We start from the raw sequence: 17674 nt of genomic DNA on the forward strand, positions 1-17674 counted from the left end.
GGGACATGACCGACGCCGACGTCAACTTCTACTTCGACCCCGTCTGCCCGTTCGCCTGGATGACGAGCACATGGGTGCGAAAGGTGCAGTCCCAGCGCGACTACACGGTCGACTGGCGTTTCATCTCGCTGCGCCTGCTGAACGCGCACGTCGATTACGACGCGCAGTTCCCGCCGGAGTACGAGGCCGGCCACACGGCCGGGTTACGGCTGCTGCGAGCCGCGGCGAGCATCCGCCGCGACCACGGACGAACCGCCATCGGCCCGCTCTATGAGGCGCTCGGTACGCGAATCTTCGACGCGCACACCGGTTCTTACACCGTCGGCGCCACCGACTTCCGCGGTACCGCGGACTTCCTCGGACCCGTTCTGGACGAACTCGGGTTGCCCGCGCATCACCTGGATGCCCTCGACGACACCGCCTTCGACGCCGAGATCCAGGCGGAGACCGACGAGGCCCTGACATTGACCGGCCGCGACGTGGGTACGCCGATCATCCACTTCCAACCGCCCGAAGGCGTGGCGTTCTTCGGGCCCGTGATCAGCCGGCTACCCGGCGACGACGAGGCGATCACGTTGTGGGACCACGTGATCGGGCTGGCGAGCTTCCCGGGCTTCGCCGAACTCAAGCGCAGCCTGCGGGAGAAGCCGCAGCTGCGGGCCTTCGGCGTATCCGATGACCAGACGGGCGTCGAGGAGGACTGGCACGGCGGAAGCCGGCGCACCCACAAGTGAGCCTGGACGTTCCTACTTGAACGGGTTGAGCGTCCGGCCGAGAAAGTACTGGACACCCGGCGGGAGCGGCCGCGCAGCCGCCGTCACCAGTTTGTTCACCGTGCCGGTGACGCACACCGCGTCGCCCTTCATCACCGCGTTCCACCCCTCGCGCACGACGTCCTCAGGTTCTTGCCACAGCACACCCGGCAGCCGGTCGGCGGTCTTGCGGGTCTCGGCGCCCATCGCGTCGTGGAACTCGCTCCGGGTGAATCCGGGACACAGCGCCGTCACGTGGATGCCGTGCGGCTTCAGCTCCATGTCCAGCGACTGCGACATCGTCAGCACATATGACTTGATGGCGTTGTAGAGCAGGCCCTCCGGCGGTGGCAGCAGCGCCGTGATGGATGACAGGTTGACGATCCGCCCCCGGGAGCACTCGATGGGTCAGCTCGGTCAGCGAGGTCAGCATCAATTGGAGCTGACCTCCCACCTCCTCCCACGGTGTCTCGCCGAACTTCGTGCTCAACGACATCCCGGCGTTGTTGATCAGCACGTCGATCCCCGACCCCAGCTCGTCGACGTGTTCGATGATCGCGGCGGGCATCGCGGGATCGGACAGGTCGCCGACGAAGTTCTCGCATCGGACACCGTGTTCTCGACGCAGTCGCGCGGACAGGTCATCGAGCCGCTCGGCTCGGCGGGCGACCAGGATGAGGTCGTATCCCTGTCCTGCGAGATGGTCTGCGAACGTCTTGCCGATGCCGGCGGAAGCGCCGGTGATCAGGGCCGTGCGGTGGTCAGGCGACCCGTCTCGATCCGATGACATAGCGGACTTTCTCCTCGATGGACGATGCCGCGAGTTCTACCAGGGCGCACGTCGCGTCATTGGCGACAACAGCAGGATTCGTTCCATCGCCCGGCCGCCGGTCTCAGGACACGTGACCGTACGGGTGCCATCCGGAGGGGTTCCATTTACCGCCGCGCTCCCGCCGGACCTCGCGCAGGCTGGTCCCGACGTATCGCGCCTCGAGGTCGGGGTCGGGTTTCCCGGTGTACACCCACCGCTTCGGGTCGAGGTTGCCCTCGGCGTCGCGATAGGACTCCCAGTAGTCGACGCGATGGACCGCACGGACGAGGTCGTCGGCGAAGACCAACACGGGCAGGTCCGGAACGGTCCGGTGCGGTCCCGCGCGCCAGTCGCTGCGAGAGAGTTCGTAGATGACGTCGGCGGTGGCGTCGCCCCGGGCCGCCGCGTCGACCTTCACCAGGACGCACGGATCCGGTAGCGGCGGCGACACCGGCGCCGCATATCTCAAGACGAGTTCTTCGATTCGCCACGGCCCCTGCGCGTCCGGCGCTTCCGACGAGCCCGACCCGGCGAGGGCGACGACGTCGAGTCCCGAGCGTCGCAGCGAGCTCGCATGCAGCTCAGCAGAATCCGCAGTGCCGATGTCGTAGTGCAGAATCCAGTGCTCGACGCCGAACCCGTCGGCGTCGATGTCGCGGATGCGTTCTTCGATCGCATCCGCGATCGCCACCGGATCGTCGTCACCCACGATGTCGGCGGGGTCCGGCACGACGCCCGCCAGTGCGGCGGCCGAATGGCGATGCACACGGTCACCACGACCCGCACCGACGTGGAACAAGGACGAGTCCCGCGGATCGACGAGCGCGTACACATAGACGCCGAGCGCGGACTGCGCCTCGTACGGAACCGGTTTCGGCGGGCCGGGTGGCGGGACCGCGACCGGTCGCAACAGGGCGAGCACCTCGTCGACAACCGACGGCCGGACACCGAGCCCGCCCCCGGTGACCCCGCCGAAGACGACTTCGCCGGCACGCTCCCGGTCGACGAACCGCCGGCCGGCGAATCGGTCGACGGCGCGTATGACATCGGCGACCTCGGCGCGCCGCGCCGCAGCGCTCCGAGATGCTGTCCGTTCGTCGCCGGGGTCGAGCATCTCGGCGAAGGCTGCCGACGAGAGGAAACTGTCGAGTGCCGCCCGTGGCAACTCGACCGCATCCATCCTGCGCACCGCCATGGTCGCATGATGCCAGCACTCGGTCCGGAAACCGCCGAAGCGGCGGTGTACGTTTGTACATGTACATACGTACATCAACGTCGAGAGGACCAGACCGTCATGAGAAGACCGTCATGACCGAGGCCCCGGCTCGCCGCCGCCGGAACCCCGAAGAACGTCGTCGCATCATCGTCGAGGCCGCCGCCACCCTGATCACCGAAGTCGGTTCCGACGGCCTCACCCACCGACTCGTCGCCAAACGCGCAGGTGTACCACTCGGTTCGACGACGCAGTACTTCGCCACGCTCGACGATATGCGCGAAGCTGCGCTCGCCCATCTGGCCGACGACATCGACTCGGGCCTGGCCGACGTCGCGGAGACACTCGGCGAGCACGGCCCGTCGGCCGCGGTCTTCGCCGAGGCGCTCCACGAGTACATGTCCGACGAGCGGCTGATCCGTGCCGACCTCGCACTCGTGTCGGCCGCGGTGATCGACCCCTCGCTCCGTCCGCTCGCGATTCGGTGGACCGACGGACTGGTCGAGATGCTGATACCCCATGTCGGGCGGACTGCCGCCCGCGCCATCGCCGCGTACACCGACGGGGTGGCGATGCACGCACTCCTCTACGGGTCACCGCTGTCACTCGACGACCTGACGGCCACCCTGACCGCTCTCACCGCACTGCCCTCAACCCCCTCGACCACCGATCAGAACCGGAGCCGACGATGACGCAGCATTCATCGAAGACCACCTCGTCACCCGGCATGCCCGGCGCCGGACAAGACCTGTCCTACCGGCGCCGGTGGGCGTCGGCCGCGGTGCTGTCGGCCAGCCTGCTGGTCATCACCGTCGATCTGACGATCCTCAACGTCGCGCTGCCCGATCTGGCCGCCGACCTCCGCCCGACCGCCGATCAGCAGTTGTGGATCATCGACGCCTACTCGCTCGTCCTGGCCGGCCTGCTGCTCTCGATGAGCTCACTTGCCGATCGGTGGGGCCGGAAGCGGATGCTGGTCACGGGCTTCGCGGTGTTCGGCGGCGCCTCGGCACTCGTGCTCCTGGCCGATTCACCCGGAGCGGTGATCGCGGTGCGGGTGCTGTTGGGTGTCGGCGGCGCGATGATCATGCCGACCACACTGTCGCTGCTGCGCAGCATCTTCACCGACCCCGCCGAACGAGCCACCGCACTCGGGCTGTGGGCCGCGGTGTCGGGTCTGGGTGCGGCCATCGGCCCGATCGTCGGCGGCGTTCTGCTGGAGTACTTCTCGTGGCGTGCCGCGTTCCTGATCAACGTTCCACTGATGGCCGTCGCCATCGTTGCCGCCCTGCTGATCCTGCCGGAGTCGAGGCATCCGCAGCCGGGCCGGTGGGATGCTGTCGGCGCATTGATGTCGATCGTCGGCATGGTGGCGCTCGTCTGGGCGATCAAGCGGTTCGCCAAGGAGGAGAGCCTCCTCGCACCGGCGGCCTGGTTGGCCCTGCTCGGCGCGATTCTCGTCCTGACCCTGTTCGTGCGGCGATGCCTGCGTCGCACCGAACCGCTCCTCGACGTCTCCCTCTTCCGCAGCCGGCCCTTCAGCGCCGGTGTCCTGGCCGCGCTCGGGTCGATGTTCGGACTGGCGGCGGCACTGCTGCTGCTGGCGCAATGGCTCCAGCTGGTCGAGGGCCACTCCCCGATCGCGGCCGGGATCCGGTTGCTGCCGGTGGCGGGAGCGGCGATCGTGTCCTCGATGATCGCCGCCCCGCTGTCCCGCCTGATCGGCGCGCGTGCCGTCGTGGCCGGCGGCATCGGCATCGCCGGTGTCGGCATGGCCCTGATGTCGCTCGGTTCCGACGGACTCGGTTACGGCACGGTCGCCGTCGCCCAGGTCCTCGTCGGCTTCGGCATCGGCTCGCTGGCGATCGCGTCGGCGATGATCATGGCCGGGACCCCGGATGCCAAGGCGGGCAACGCCGCTGCTCTGGAGGAGACCGCGTACGACCTCGGCAACGTGCTCGGCGTCGCCATCCTGGGCAGCGTCGCGTCGATCCTGTACCGGTCCACACTGACCGCCGAACCGATCCCCGGTGTACCGGATGAGGTGACCGATGCGGCCGCCGAATCCCTCGGCGCCGCGATGGGTCTCGCCGAGGCGGCCGGTGCGCCGGGCCTCGCGGAGCGGGCGGCGACAGCGTTCACCGACGCCATGCAGGAGACGAGCCTGATCGGCGGGCTCACGCTCGTCGCCGTCGCCGCGGCCGTCTTCGTGCTCGTGCCGCGCGGCACGGATGTCACGGCCGCGCAGCACTGACGCCCGTCACGACGCGGTGACGACAGCCTCGGCCGAGGGGAGAACAGCCTCGCGCACCCGGACGGCCCGCGGGAGCAGACCGTTCGCGTGGAGGAGGTCGGCGGCACGCTGCTGCTCGTCGAGGAAGTCCTCCGTGACGGGCCCGATTCCGAACGGCCGGTTGCGGATGGCGGCTTCCCAGGCGTCGAGACTCGCGTGGCCACCCCGATCGACGACGTCCTGCACGAAGTACTCGGCCGCCTCTCGGGGATGATCGACGATCCACTGATCCGACTCACGGAGCGCGTCGACGATGGCGGCCAGCTCCGCGGGATGCTGTTCGGCGAAGTCGCGTCGGGTGAACCACAGCGACGGGTGACTGAACAGGCCTTCGGTGTCGATCAGAGTCCGGAGTTCGAGATCACGTTCGACGGCGGCCAGGCCGGGGTAGGCGCCGACCCAGGCGTCGATCGTGCCATTGCGGAACAGGTCGGCGCCATCGGTGACCGAGGTGTTGACGGGAATGATGTCGCGCCAGGTCAATCCGACCGAGTCGAGCGCGAACAGCAGCAGTGTCGTCTGCCACGAACCGTGGGCGATGCCCACCCGCTTGCCCTTCAGTGCGGTCACCGAGTCGATGTCCGAGTCGGCCTTCACGACGAGACGCCCGTTCTCGGTGCGCGGTCCGGACACCCCGACGTAGACCAGGTCGCGCTCCTGCGCCAGACCGGTGATCGGCGGCGTGAAGCCCGTGCCGATGAAGTCGTATCCGCACTCGGTGAACAGCCAATCCGAGTGCAGCGTGGGCAAGCCGGTGGTCGGGTCCGGCTCCGATGTGGCAGGCAGGCTGCGCAGATCGACCCACTCGACGTCGATGCGCTGCTCCAGGATGCCCCGGTGGCGGAGCACGAACAGGGAATTGTTGTGCGGGAAATAGCCGACTCGAACGGTCATTGTCTCTCCTCAGTGGTGTCAGGTGGTTCGGGGGCGGTTCAGAGTTCGGGGATGAGGCCGCGCTCGCGTGCCTCGGACAGCAGACCGCTGCGCTTCCACTGGACCTCGAGGTTGGTGGGGTGGAACTCCGCCGACCCGCCGAGTCCTTCGGCGATCGCCTGGAACTGGGCGCCCTCCTCCAGCAGGACGATGAACTTCGCGGTGTCGAGCAGTCCCCGACGGCCGATCACGTTGGACCCGCCATTGGCCTCGAAGATCGCGGCGAGGTGCGGATCCTCGTGGAGACGCTCGAGGATGAACTCCGACGCCGGCTGGTGGCGGTTGATATGCGGCTTGATCTCCCGGGACAGCGTCAACCGCTGGGAGGCCGCGTACCGGATCGGGAGGGTCCGGTGGGTCTGCGCCCAGGCACCCAGCCAGGGCGTGTGGATGTGCACGACGGTCGTGATGTCCTCGTGGGCCCGGAACACCGGCGCGTACGATGTCACGAAACCCGCTGCGCCCGAACCGGACAGGATCTCCCCGTCGAAGGTCGCGACCACGGGGTGCACGGTCAGGTCGTCGGCCCAGGGACCCGGGTCGTTCAGTGCGACGGCGATCTCACGGCCGGGTACGCGTTCGACGAAGTTGGCGGTGCCGTTCGCCGACACCGTCCCGGTGGTCCGGAAGACGTCGAACGCCTTCTGTGCGTGCTCGGTCGCCTCGGCGACGAATTCGGCGACCTCGCGGTCGAGGCCGGTTTCTACGGTGGTCATGTCTCTCCTTGCGTCACATGGGTTGTCTGTCTTCGGCGATGGCGTGTGTTAGAGAAAGCGCTGCTGCTCAGGCCACGCCCAGGGCGGAACCGGCGGTGTTCTCGGCGCGGCCGAGCCGCGATCGTCCCAGGAGCGGGAGGACCTCCTCGCCCACGCGATAGGCCTCCTCGAGATGGGGGTTGCCCGCCAGGATGAAGGCGTCGACACCGAGATCGATCAGCTCGTCGAGCCGCTCGGCAACCTGCTCATAGCTGCCGACCAACCCGAACGCCGGGCCGCCGCGCATCAGGCTGAATCCGCACCACACGTTGGGCTGGACCTCGAGATCGGAATAGTGGGTGATGTTCTCGGGCACCCAGCCCTTGATCCGGCCCGCGCCGACGGAGTCGCCCTGCGCCTGGCGGTTCGCCGCCGCGCGGTCGACGTGCTGCCAGCCCTCGGCGATCTCCGCCCACGCCGCCTCGGCGGTGTGCCGGGCGAGCACGTCGATGCGGACGGCGAACCGCGGACGCCGTCCCAGCCGCGCCGCGTGCTCGCGCACCCCGTCGAACTTGGCACGCAGATCCGCGAAGGGTTCGAGCCAGGACAGGTAGTAATCGGCGTGGCTGCCCGCGGCGTTGACCGCGGCGCCGGACGACCCGGAGAAGTAGATCTCCGGAAACGGTGTCTCGGCGAGTTGTGGTGGCAGCACCGCACCCTCGGTGGAGTAGAAGTCGCCGTCGTAGTCGAACGGCTCACTCCCCCATACGCCCTTGAGGACGTCGAGGAACTCGCTGGTCCGGCGATAGCGGTCGTCGTGGGCGACCTTGTCACCCCACCACAGCTGCGCCGGGCCGCCGCCCCCGCTGATGATGTTGTAGACGAGGCGTCCTCCGGTCGCGCGCTGCAGGCTGGCCGACATCCGGGCGGCCTGCAGCGGATGCAGGAACCCCGGCTGGAACGCGACCATGAACCGGTATGTGCTGGTCTCTCGGGCCAGCGCCGCAGCAGCCGCCCACGGATCGTCGGTCCCGGGGAACGACGGGAGCAACCCGCCGACGAAGCCGGCGCTCTCCGAGGCCTTGGCCACGGCCGCCATGTGGTCGATGTAGCTGTACGAGTCACGTTCTCCCGCACGGATCGCCGGCGTCAGGTTGCCCGGCTGGACGCCGCGCCAGTCGCCCCGGTTGAGCCGGCGCGGCGTGCGCAGGGTGGCATGGTCGCCACCCATGCCTATCCGCCAGTAGAAGTCGATGGTCATGGGTCTCCGCTCGTCGATGGGAAACGGGTCGGTCAGGGAACGGTCAGGACAAGACGCGGTTTCGTTCGTCCGCCCGGAAGAGGAGGTGCTCGGTGTTGCGATTGAGTTCCTCGATGTTCGGTATGCCGGACAGGACGAAACGCTGGAAACCCTGCTCGGACAGTCCGACGATCCGTTGCGCGACATCGTCGTACGAGCCGACCAGACCGATCGGGTGCCGGTGGCCGATCCGGTCGAATCCGGCGAACGTGAGGTCGTCGACCCAGAGATCCTCCGCGCGGATGTCGGCGTCCGCGCCGTAGGCGTCACGCCATTGACGGCGCAGGCGTTGCACCGCCTCGTCTTTCGTCGCGCGAGCGATCACCGGTAGGTAGAGGCCCGCCTCGACGGTCCGTCCGAGTGCGGCCGCCCGTTCGGAGAGCGGTCCGATCGCGGGTGCCGCGAGGGTCGAGGACAACTCGAACAGATGGATGTCGCCGTGCCTGGCCGACAGCGCGAGCGCGTCGTCGCTCTCCCCGGTCAGGCGGACGGTCGGGAATCGATGGCCGTGCACCGACCGGTCGAGCCCGCCGTCGATGACCTCGTAGAACTCGCCCGCGTGGTTGAACTCGCCACCGTCGAAACCACCCTGGCGGGCTCCGGCCCCGTCCCACACCCCTTTCGCCACGGTCAGGAATTCGTCCGCCCGGCGGTAGCGCGCGGCTTCCGTCAGTCGATCTCCGCGAGCCCGGTTGTCCGCGGCGCCGGTCACCACGCGCACCTGCCACTGAAGCCGGTCGTCGGAGTTACGCTGCAGGGTCGCCGACACCTTCGCCGCGTAGACGGGTGTCCCGAAACCGGGATGGAACTCGACGGCGACGCGCGCATGTCGCGTGCGTCGCAACGCGATACCCGCCAGGATCCACGATTCCTCTCCGGCGGGGTCGTACGGGGCGATCACCGAGTCGTAGCCTGCGGTGTCGATCGCGGTGATCACCTGCTCGGTCGGATCGAACGGATCCCACCGGCCACCCGTTCGCAGGTCGGTGGCCACCGCGGATCCGGGCGTGGGCGCCCAGCCACCGCGGTGCCTCCCGACGGAGCCGACGTGCCTGCTGTCGCCGCGAGTCGGCACCTCCCATTCGAACGCGACCATCACGCTTCTCCGGAGAGCTCTGAGATGGGTGTGGCCCCACCGATCTCGGCGCGCGCACGCCGCAGCGGCTCGAAGTCGACCCAGCTCTCGATGTCGAAGTCGGCGGGCAGGAAACCATAGGTGTAGAGGAAGCGCTTCTGGACTCCCAGCAGATCCAGCCGCTCCTCGGAGAGCGATGGGTGTAACGAGGTGTGGAAGCCGTCGCCATACGCCGCCGCGACGCCTTCTGGCCCCGAGAACGTCTCCTGCGCAAGCACTTCACGGACCGTTCCGAGGTTTCCGGCCGCCCAGTCGGCCGCACGGAGGCTGGCGGCGAGGAAACCGACGACGACCTCGGGATGATCCTGCAGCAGCGACTCGTGGACGGTGATCGGCCGCGGCGTACCGTTGTTGACCCGCGACCGCCTCGACTCGGTCGAATCGAGGTCGACGATGACCCGCAGACCGTGCTCGGCGGCGGCCTCGGCGGCCCGGGCACCCTTCACGTAGATGGCGTCGACGTCACCGTTGAGCAGTTCCGGGAAACCGGACGGCACCGATCGCAACCGAGCCGCTTCCTCGGTGCGTACGCGTGGTTCCCAGTTGCCGGCCGTCTCGACGACGATCACGTCGCCGAACGAGAGTCCGGCGAGTGCCAGCGCGGAGGCGAAGCCGTGCAACGACATCGCGCGCGGAAAGCTGCGTGCCTGGTCGACCGCCCACGCGGGAACACCGACTCGTCTACCGCGGAGCCCGGCGGCATCGTCGATGTCGGAGTCGGGTCCCACCAGAATCGACTGCGACTCGTCGATCCAGGTCAGTCCGATCAGACGTGTCGGCGAACCCGAGGCGCGGGCGACGATCGCCGGCACGTTGCCGCCTTCGCGGATCAGGCCCGACAGCTGATGATCGAAGTGGCGGGGCGCGAGTTCGGCGCCCGCGTCCTGGAGGATCGAGAATCGCAGGCCCGCAGCCGATGCCGGCTCGCCGAGCCAACCCAGGCTGTTGGCCAGACCACTGGCGGTGGGGACCGGGCACCGGGTGTACCAGACGGTGTCGGCATCGGTAGAGCCCGCCTGGGTGGTCGCGGTGTCGATGGGAGTCACGCTGTCGATGGTCATGATGTTCCTCAACTCTCGGTGTCGGGATGTATGCGGCCGACGCCGAGTTCGCGGAGGAACTCGGCGCGGTAGCGGAGCGATTCGGGGTCGGAGCGGTCACGTGGGCGGGGCAGGTCGATGTCCTCGTCGACGCCGAAGGTGCCGTGCGACAGGATGATCACGCGGTCGGCCAGCCGGACCGCCTCGTCGACATCGTGGGTCACGAGAAGCACCGCGGGCTGGTGTCGGGCCACCAGGTCGCCGACCAGGTCCTGCATCTGGAGCCGGGTGAGGGCGTCGAGTGCCGCGAACGGTTCGTCGAGCAGCAGCAGTTCCGGTTCGCGGACGAGAGCCCGGGCCAGCGCGACACGCTGCGCCTCACCGCCGGACAGAGTCGCCGGCCAGGCGTCGGCCTTGTCCGCGAGGTTGACCTCCGCCAGCGCGGCGCGACCGCGGTCCTTGGTGCTCTTGCCACCACGCTGACCGATGGTCACGTTGGCCAGCGCCCGCTTCGAGGGCACCAGCCTCGGCTCCTGGTAGACCGTCGTGCGTGCTGCGGGGACGAGGATCTCGCCGGAGTCGGGCTCTTCGAGGCCGGTCAGCAACCGCAGCAGCGTCGTCTTCCCGGTTCCCGATGGACCGAGCAGCACCACGAACTCGCCGCGCCTGATGGTCAGGTCGACCGAGTGCAGCACGGTCTTCGGTCCGAAGGTCTTGGTCACTCCGGTCAGCGAGACCGCAACCGGTTGGCCCGCACGACGTTCGCGCGCGGTGACCTGCGTCGGCTGCCGTTCGAGGAGTGGGGGCAGCGGAGCCTCCGGGCTCATCGGACGGTCACCCCCGCCCGCCACGGCATCGAGTACTTCTCGAGGATGCGGACGATCAGGTCGAAGATCAGGCCGAGGATGGCGTACAGCACCACGCACAGGATCATGTAGTCGGTGCGGTTGTACTCCTGCGCCAGACTCACCAGATAACCGATGCCCTCTCGGGTGCCGACCTGCTCGGCGGCGATGAGTCCGGTGATCGAGATCGACAGGCAGATCCGGAGTGCCATCAGGATTCCCGGCAGCGCCGCCGGGATGATCACGCCGAGGATCAGACGGCCCCCGGTGAGCCCGAAACCCTGTGCCGCCTCGATCATCTTGCGGTCGACGTTGCGGACCCCGAGGTAGCTGTAGGCGTACATCGGCGACACCGTGGCGATGGCGATCAGCAGCACCTTGAAGGTGTTGTCGATGCCGAACCAGGCGATGAACAGGGGTACCAGCGCGAGGAACGGGATGGCCCGGTTGATCTGCATCGTCGAGTCGATGAGTTCCTCACCGAGGGTGTACAGGCCGGCGAGCACCCCGAGGATCAACCCGACGCCGACGCCCAGACCGACACCGAGCGCAGCGCGCTCCAGCGACGCCAGCGCGAAGTCGACGAGCTGACCGGTGCGGTAGAGCTCGACGAACGCGTCGAACACCGCCCCGGGTGAGGCCAGCACCGACGGTGAGATCGTGCCGGTGGCGGTGCCGATCCACCAGACGGCCACGATGACCCCGGGCACCAGGAACCGCAGCGGCAGCGAGAGCCAGACGGGCCGGCTGCGTTGCTTCCGAGTCCGGGGGGTCTCCAGACCTATCCGTGACACCCGCTGCGATGCAGCGTCTCCCGCGGTGGACTTCGCGACCGTTGCCGAGGTCACTTCTGTCCGCTCTCGTACTTCTGCAACTGTGCGGGCAGATCGAAGAAGATGTCCTCGGCGGTGACCGGCTTCTGGATCACGCCGGCTTCGACGAACAGTGCCGACACCGATTCGAGGTCCTCACCGTCTTCCGCCGTGGGGTAACGCGGGGTCGACGCGTCGGCGCCGAGGGCGAGGGCGCGGGTGAGCCGGTCTCCGCTGAGCGCCCGAGGACCCGCCTTCTCGAAGACGTTCTCGTAGTCGTCGGGATTCTCCCGCTGCTGATCGGTCAACTGCTGCAACGTCTTCAGGTACACGTCGGCGACGTCTGGCCGCTCTTCGAGCACCTCGGTCCGGAAGGCGACGATGGTGTTGTCGACCGAACCGATGCTCTCCTCGGTGGCGATCTCGACCCCGCCGGCGGCCTTCGCCTCCTGGTAGGGCTGGTTGAAGGACGCCCACGCGTCGACCTGACCGGTGGAGAACGCCGACCCTGCCTCGGCCTGCTGCAGGGGCACCCGCTCGACCTTGTCGAACGGAATACCCGCCTGCTGCAACGCCTTCAGCGTGATGTACTCACCCTTGCCCGCCGGGTTGACCGCGATCCGCTTGCCGACGAGGCCGGCGACATCGGTGACCCCGGAGTCCTTGGTGACGAGGATGCCGTTCTGGTCCTTGCCGGCCGGGTCGGCCACCGCGATGATCTTGACGCCGACGTTCTTCGACAGGGCGCCGACGACCGGGCTGTAGGCACCGCCGGACACGTCGAGCTGGCCGGTGTTGAACAGCTTGAGGTTGGACGAGAAGCCCGGTGTCGAATTGACCCATTCGATCTTGGCTCCGAGCGGGGCCAGCGCCTCGTCGAAGGTCCCGTCACGTTTGCCGACGGCCAGTGGCCCGGCGTTGCCCGGATCGGTCACCTTGAGCACGTACTGGTCGCCACCGCCGGCGGCGTCGCCGTCCGAGTCGCCCGACGCACACCCGGTGGCGACGGTGAACAACGCTGCCGCTGCGACCGCGGCGGCGGCGAGGCGAAATCGTGGGGTTCCGGGCATGAAGGGCTCCTGTTCGACAGGTGGAGACCGTGTTCAGGCGAACACGAGGACTGGGCTACCGCAGACGTTATGTGGACGGGGACGCCGCGCACACCTCTGCGTTTCCATCAGTTGGAAAGCTTGACAACTTCGCCGAAGGCTGGGTCAGCCGGCGCGTAGCTCTCCCACAGATCGCGGTACGGACCCGGCCTCGACACCAGATCGGCATGGCGCCCGACCTGGACGGCCCGGCCGTCGCGCATCACGACGACCCGGTCCGCCCACGCGGCGGTGGTGAGTCGGTGCGCCACCAGAACCGTTGTGCGGCTGCGCGCGACGGCTTGCAGCGCGGCGAGCACCTGGGCTTCGGTACCCGGATCGATGTCGGAGGTCGCCTCGTCGAGGATCAGCAGGTCCGGCTCGACGAGTTCGGCGCGCGCGAGACAGATCAGTTGCTGCTGTCCCGCAGACAGTGTGGCCCGGCCCGGCCCGACCGGCGTCTGGTAGCCGAGCGGAAGGGCCGCGATGCTCTCGTGCGCGCCGACCGACCTCGCCGCGCGCTCGATCTCGGCCTGCCCGGCGTCGGGACGCCCGAACGCGATGTTGGACGCGACCGTCCCGGCGAAGAGGTAGGGATCCTGGGGCACATAGGCGATTCCCGGCCGGGTGCGCGGTGAGCCGGGATCACGCAGGTCGACGCCGCCGACTCGGACGACGCCGCGGTCGGGCGAGTAGAACCGCAACAGCAGTTTCATCACGGTGCTCTTGCCCGCGCCGGTCGTGCCGACCACGGCCGCGGTCTCGCCGTCGGGGATGGCCAGGTCCAGCCCGTCGAGCGCAGGACGACCCCGCGTCCGCGTCGTCGACGAGTAACCGAACACCACCCCGTCGAATTCGACTGCCGCGCCGCTTGGTCCGGCTGTTCCGGTCGCCTCCGGCCGCACGTCCGCGTCGGCGGATGTGTCGACAGGGGTGTCGAGGAAGCCGCGCATCCGCTGGGTGCCGACCCGAGCCTGAATCCAGAGGTCGAGCACGATCGACAACTGTTGGAGCGGGGTGAAGAACAGATCGACGTAGAGGAGCGCGGCGACCAGCACACCGGTGGTGAGCGTGCCCGCGTCCATGAGATGCGCGCCGACGATCAGGATGAGCGCCTTGGCCACCACCGCGAGCAGGTTCAGGAAGGGGAAGAACACCGAGATGTAGAGCATCGAACGGCGGCGCGCGTCGCGGTAACGTCGCGAGTGCCCGTCGAAGGCCCCCGTCGCCCACTCCTCGGCGTTGTGCGCCTGGGTGACCCGCACCCGCCCGAGGTGTTCGGAGAGCAGCGCGGTGACGGTCGCGATGCGTGAACGTGCCTGCAGGTAGGCCCGATTCGAGCCTCGGACGAAGACCCACGACCCCACCGCGAGCAACGGGATGGTGACGAGCATCGCGGCCGCAAGCCGGATGTCGAGCAGGGCCAGCACCGCCAGGATGCCGGCACACGTGCACACGTTGACGATCGCGTTGACCATGCCCTGCGTCATCAGCTGCCCGACCGCGTCCACATCACTGGTGAGCCGGGTGACGATGCGGCCCGACTGCCGCCCGTCGAAATAGTCGATGCGCAATAGCTGCAGGTGCCCGAACAGCCGGAGCCGCAGCGCGAAGAGCACCCGCTCGAAGACCCGCGCCGCCCGCAGCGCCAGCACCCACGAGTTCAGCCAGGACACCAGCGCGATCATCAGGACGATCGCGCTGGTCACCCAGAACACGGTCGTCGCGTCCACCGAGACACCCTTGTCGATGGCGTGGCGGAAGAGGGCGGGGACGGCCAGCGTCGTCGCCGCGTCGACGATGACCAGGAGGACGCACAGCGCGACGGCCCACCAGAACGGCCGCAGGGAACCGGTCAGACCGAAGACCCTGGTGCGCGCCGACGTCGGCGGCGGACGGTCGTCGCCGGGTGCGGGCTCCTCGGTCAGCGGCGGGAGCGCCAGGAGCGCCTCGCGCAGGTGCGAGTCCACCTGCTGGACCTGCTTGCCGCTCTCGTCGGCGTCGAGACCCAACCGGGCCCGGACCACCGGGTCGGCACCGGCCTCGTCGACTTCCGGCCAGCTCTCCGCACTCGGGATCGCCTGTCCTTCGTGAGGCCTGGTCGCGCCCCGGACCGCGCCGCCGGCCAGGAGCTCCGCGACGCGCGGGTCGGCGAGCACCTCCGACGGCGGACCGTCGTGCGTGATGCGACCTGCCTCGAGGACGATGACCTGGTCGGCGAGTTCGGTCGTCGCCGGCCGGCGCGCGATCAGGATCGTGGTCCGGCCGACCATCAGCCCTTCCAGGCCCGCCAACACCGTCCGCTCGGTCGTCGGGTCGAGCGCCGACGTCGTGTCGTCGAGGATCAGGACCGCCGGGTCGGCGAAGAAGGCGCGGGCGAGCGCAATCCTCTGGCGTTGACCGCCCGACAACGAGATCCCGCCCGGTCCGACCACGGTGTCGTAACCCGCGGGCAGCCGCTCGATGAACTCATCGGCCGCGGCGGCGCGGGCAGCAGCGGCGATTCCCGCGTCGTCGGCCGGGGACCCCATCGCGATGTTGTCGCGGAGGGTGCCGGAGAACAGCAGGCTCTCGTCGAACACCATCATCACCGCCGACCGCACCGACCGTGGCGACACGGCGCGCAGGTCGGTGCCGCCGATCCGCACCGTTCCCCGATCGGGATCGAACTGGCGGGCGATGAGTGCGCCGAAGGTCGTCTTGCCCGCGCCGGCCGGACCGATGATCGCGACCCGGCTGCCCGGGGCGATCGAGGTGGTCACACCACGCAGGACGGGGTGGCCGCCGAGCGCCAGGTCGACATCGGTCACCTCGATCGTCCCGCCCGGCGACGGGAGATCCGGACCGGTGGGGTCCACGGCCGGCACGGTGTCCAACAGCGCGAACACCCGGCGCGCCCCCGACCGAGCCAGCTGCATCGTCGTCACCATCGCCGCGAGCAGCCGCGCCGGAGGCGCGAATTGCAGTACGTACGAGGCGAATGCGAGGAAGACACCCACCGAGACGTGCTCGTTCATGGCCAGCCAACCGCCGACCACCAGGACGCCGAGCTGGGTGAAGACGGGGATCGCGACCATCGCCGCGCTCCAGCGCGCCGAGATCCGCGCACTGCGCAGCCGCGAGGAGAACAGGCGGGTCGCGCGGGCGCGGAACCGATCCATCCGCGTCGACTCCTGACCGAACGCCCGGATCAGTTCGACCCCGGCGATCTCCTCGTCGACCGCCGCGGCCACCTGGCCCAGCAACACCTGATCGCCGAACGACGCGGGATACAGTTCGCGGCGGAGCCGGCGGGTGACCCAGAACAGGACCGGGACGCTGGTCGCCACGACCACGAACAGCGGCGGGGACAGCGTGAACATCACGATCAGCCCGACCGCGAGCAACGTCAGGTTGGCGACGAACAGCGGCACCTGCGAGAGGAACATCTGGATCAGGTTGAGATCCGACGTGCCCCGCGAGATGACGTCGCCCGCAGCGAGTTCCGCGCGGCGTCGCGCATCGAGCGCGTGCAGGTGACGGTGGACCGCAACCCGCAGATCGTGCTGCACGTCGACGGCGCACCGGCTGCCGATGTAGCGGCGCAGCGCGTGGGAGACGAAGCTCAGCACGCCGATGGAACACAGGATCGCGATCCAGAACGCAAGGGACTGCGTCGGGTCGAGCAGGACGTCGTCGACGATGATCTGTTGGACCAGCGGCACCAGCGCCAGCAATCCCTGCCCCACCACCGCGAGCACGAGCGCCACCGACACCCGCCCGCGGTACGGGCGGACCCACTGCCAGAGCCGTCGCAACCAGCCCGCTCCACTCTCGTCGGTCACACGTCTCCTCGTCGATCTCGCGATTGCCCTGATTGCCGAACTGCCGAGCTCGAACCGCGCTGATCCTGATCTCGACGGCTCACTCCGCGAGGAGTATCTTCCGAATAGTGGAAAGTGGCCAGGCACTGAATCAGGCCGATTTCTAATCGGGAGGCACGGAGGCGATGGCGGGTTCTGGTGTGCAGACCGTGTCGAGGGCGCTCGCCGTTCTCGGCTGTTTTCGCGGCGGGGACGAGCTCGGCGTCACGGATGTGGCACGCGCACAGGGCCTCGCCCTCAGCACGACGCACCGGCTGCTGACCGCGTTGGTCGACGCCGGGTTTCTCGAGAAGACCGCGGAGGGCAGCAGATACCGCCTCGGCGGCGCGTTGGCGCAGTACGGCCAGATCGCCTACCGCCAGCACCGGATCTACCTCACCGAACCGCACCTGGAACGGCTCGCGGCCACCACCGGCGCATCAGCCTCGGTCGCGATGCGATACGGCAACGAGGTGGTGCTGCTGGGTACCAGCCGCTGGCGCGAAGCGGAGGGGCATGCCCTCCAGGGCGTCCTGCTCCCGCTGCACGCCTCCGCACTCGGCAAGGCGCTGCTCGCCTTCTCGAATGTCGGTCAGGACGAGCTCGAACGCCTCCCTTACGGAGACGGCACCGACCGTGCCGTCCGAAACGCCGACGAGCTCGCGAAAGAACTGGCCCTCACCCGCGAGCGGGGTTATGGCTTCAACGACGAGGAGCTGAGCCCGGGCCACCGCACCATCGGGCTCCCGATCTTCCCGGCTTCCGACGACCAGGAGGTGCGCTTCGCATTGGGCATCCGTGGGGCAACCGAACTCATGAGTCCCGAACGCATCCCGTTCCTCGTCGACCTGGGCCGGTCCACCGCTCGCGACATCGGCGTCGCCCTGGCGCAGTGAGCGAAGAGGTCTAGACTCG

The 17674-nt window shown here is 68.8% G+C and carries 14 protein-coding genes and 1 pseudogene; 4 read left to right on the forward strand and 11 right to left on the reverse strand.

From position 1 onward, the window contains the following. Nucleotides 1–5 precede the first annotated feature (5 nt). On the forward strand, nucleotides 6–734 hold the full coding sequence (locus ABIC25_RS09235) for a mycothiol-dependent nitroreductase Rv2466c family protein (protein ID WP_354561081.1): 729 nt from the start codon (nucleotides 6–8) through the stop codon (nucleotides 732–734). Between the two features lie 12 nt (nucleotides 735–746). On the opposite strand, the pseudogene ABIC25_RS09240 reads toward ABIC25_RS09235, so the two are convergent. Together ABIC25_RS09240 and ABIC25_RS09245 are read right to left on the reverse strand one after the other, a co-directional pair. Then, a pseudogene (locus ABIC25_RS09240) lies at nucleotides 747–1542 on the reverse strand (SDR family NAD(P)-dependent oxidoreductase). Nucleotides 1543–1645: 103 nt separating this feature from the next. Further along, complete coding sequence (locus tag ABIC25_RS09245) at nucleotides 1646–2743, reverse strand: GIY-YIG nuclease family protein (protein ID WP_248645657.1); 1098 nt, start codon at nucleotides 2741–2743, stop codon at nucleotides 1646–1648. Nucleotides 2744–2871: 128 nt separating this feature from the next. Between ABIC25_RS09245 and ABIC25_RS09250 the strand changes: the two genes are divergently transcribed. Together ABIC25_RS09250 and ABIC25_RS09255 are read left to right on the forward strand one after the other, a co-directional pair. Continuing rightward, a complete protein-coding gene (locus ABIC25_RS09250; RefSeq protein WP_354561082.1) occupies nucleotides 2872–3468 on the forward strand; it encodes a TetR/AcrR family transcriptional regulator in 597 nt (198 codons plus the stop codon). Beyond that, the gene (locus ABIC25_RS09255; RefSeq protein WP_354561084.1) at nucleotides 3465–5030 is read left to right on the forward strand and encodes an MFS transporter; all 1566 of its coding nucleotides are present in this window, start codon (nucleotides 3465–3467) and stop codon (nucleotides 5028–5030) included. The genes ABIC25_RS09250 and ABIC25_RS09255 overlap by 4 nt, the downstream gene beginning before the upstream one ends. Before the next feature lie 6 nt (nucleotides 5031–5036). On the opposite strand, the gene ABIC25_RS09260 is transcribed toward ABIC25_RS09255, so the two are convergent. From ABIC25_RS09260 to ABIC25_RS09300, 9 genes are all read right to left on the reverse strand, one after another. Beyond that, entirely contained in the window at nucleotides 5037–5963 is a 927-nt protein-coding gene (locus ABIC25_RS09260; RefSeq protein WP_354561086.1) for an ABC transporter substrate-binding protein, read from the reverse strand. 38 nt (nucleotides 5964–6001) lie between these two features. After that, entirely contained in the window at nucleotides 6002–6718 is a 717-nt protein-coding gene (locus ABIC25_RS09265; RefSeq protein WP_354561087.1) for a class II aldolase/adducin family protein, read from the reverse strand. Between the two features lie 67 nt (nucleotides 6719–6785). After that, nucleotides 6786–7958, reverse strand: coding sequence for an LLM class flavin-dependent oxidoreductase (locus ABIC25_RS09270; protein ID WP_354561089.1), 1173 nt, complete (start codon nucleotides 7956–7958; stop codon nucleotides 6786–6788). Nucleotides 7959–8001: 43 nt separating this feature from the next. Beyond that, entirely contained in the window at nucleotides 8002–9093 is a 1092-nt protein-coding gene (locus ABIC25_RS09275; RefSeq protein WP_354561091.1) for an LLM class flavin-dependent oxidoreductase, read from the reverse strand. Beyond that, nucleotides 9093–10193: an ABC transporter substrate-binding protein gene (locus ABIC25_RS09280; RefSeq protein ID WP_354561092.1), complete on the reverse strand. Its 1101-nt coding sequence runs from the start codon at nucleotides 10191–10193 to the stop codon at nucleotides 9093–9095. The genes ABIC25_RS09275 and ABIC25_RS09280 overlap by 1 nt, the downstream gene beginning before the upstream one ends. Before the next feature lie 8 nt (nucleotides 10194–10201). Continuing rightward, nucleotides 10202–10999, reverse strand: coding sequence for an ABC transporter ATP-binding protein (locus ABIC25_RS09285; RefSeq protein ID WP_004021295.1), 798 nt, complete (start codon nucleotides 10997–10999; stop codon nucleotides 10202–10204). Beyond that, nucleotides 10996–11865, reverse strand: a complete 870-nt coding sequence (locus ABIC25_RS09290) for an ABC transporter permease (protein WP_354561094.1) — start codon at nucleotides 11863–11865, stop codon at nucleotides 10996–10998. Before ABIC25_RS09290 ends, ABIC25_RS09285 begins: the two co-directional genes overlap by 4 nt. After that, nucleotides 11862–12899: an NrtA/SsuA/CpmA family ABC transporter substrate-binding protein gene (locus ABIC25_RS09295; protein WP_101819690.1), complete on the reverse strand. Its 1038-nt coding sequence runs from the start codon at nucleotides 12897–12899 to the stop codon at nucleotides 11862–11864. The genes ABIC25_RS09290 and ABIC25_RS09295 overlap by 4 nt, the downstream gene beginning before the upstream one ends. A gap of 107 nt (nucleotides 12900–13006) precedes the next feature. After that, nucleotides 13007–16741 carry an ABC transporter ATP-binding protein gene (locus ABIC25_RS09300; RefSeq protein ID WP_354561096.1) on the reverse strand — a complete coding sequence of 1245 codons (3735 nt, stop codon included), beginning with the start codon at nucleotides 16739–16741 and terminating at the stop codon, nucleotides 13007–13009. Between the two features lie 164 nt (nucleotides 16742–16905). On the opposite strand from ABIC25_RS09300, the gene ABIC25_RS09305 reads away from it, so the two are divergent. Next, entirely contained in the window at nucleotides 16906–17655 is a 750-nt protein-coding gene (locus tag ABIC25_RS09305) for an IclR family transcriptional regulator (protein ID WP_354561098.1), read from the forward strand. Nucleotides 17656–17674: the final 19 nt, after the last annotated feature.

The sequence above is a fragment of the Gordonia sp. PvP123 genome (genome assembly GCF_040547295.1).
Lineage (GTDB): Bacteria > Actinomycetota > Actinomycetes > Mycobacteriales > Mycobacteriaceae > Gordonia > Gordonia terrae.

Coding starts and splice junctions, on each gene's coding strand:
- ABIC25_RS09235 (WP_354561081.1), top strand. CDS start 6: ATGACCGACGCCGACGTCAACTTCTACTTCGACCCCGTCTGCCCGTTC.
- ABIC25_RS09245 (WP_248645657.1), bottom strand. CDS start 2,743: ATGGATGCGGTCGAGTTGCCACGGGCGGCACTCGACAGTTTCCTCTCG.
- ABIC25_RS09250 (WP_354561082.1), top strand. CDS start 2,872: ATGACCGAGGCCCCGGCTCGCCGCCGCCGGAACCCCGAAGAACGTCGT.
- ABIC25_RS09255 (WP_354561084.1), top strand. CDS start 3,465: ATGACGCAGCATTCATCGAAGACCACCTCGTCACCCGGCATGCCCGGC.
- ABIC25_RS09260 (WP_354561086.1), bottom strand. CDS start 5,963: ATGACCGTTCGAGTCGGCTATTTCCCGCACAACAATTCCCTGTTCGTG.
- ABIC25_RS09265 (WP_354561087.1), bottom strand. CDS start 6,718: ATGACCACCGTAGAAACCGGCCTCGACCGCGAGGTCGCCGAATTCGTC.
- ABIC25_RS09270 (WP_354561089.1), bottom strand. CDS start 7,958: ATGACCATCGACTTCTACTGGCGGATAGGCATGGGTGGCGACCATGCC.
- ABIC25_RS09275 (WP_354561091.1), bottom strand. CDS start 9,093: ATGGTCGCGTTCGAATGGGAGGTGCCGACTCGCGGCGACAGCAGGCAC.
- ABIC25_RS09280 (WP_354561092.1), bottom strand. CDS start 10,193: ATGACCATCGACAGCGTGACTCCCATCGACACCGCGACCACCCAGGCG.
- ABIC25_RS09285 (WP_004021295.1), bottom strand. CDS start 10,999: ATGAGCCCGGAGGCTCCGCTGCCCCCACTCCTCGAACGGCAGCCGACG.
- ABIC25_RS09295 (WP_101819690.1), bottom strand. CDS start 12,899: ATGCCCGGAACCCCACGATTTCGCCTCGCCGCCGCCGCGGTCGCAGCG.
- ABIC25_RS09305 (WP_354561098.1), top strand. CDS start 16,906: ATGGCGGGTTCTGGTGTGCAGACCGTGTCGAGGGCGCTCGCCGTTCTC.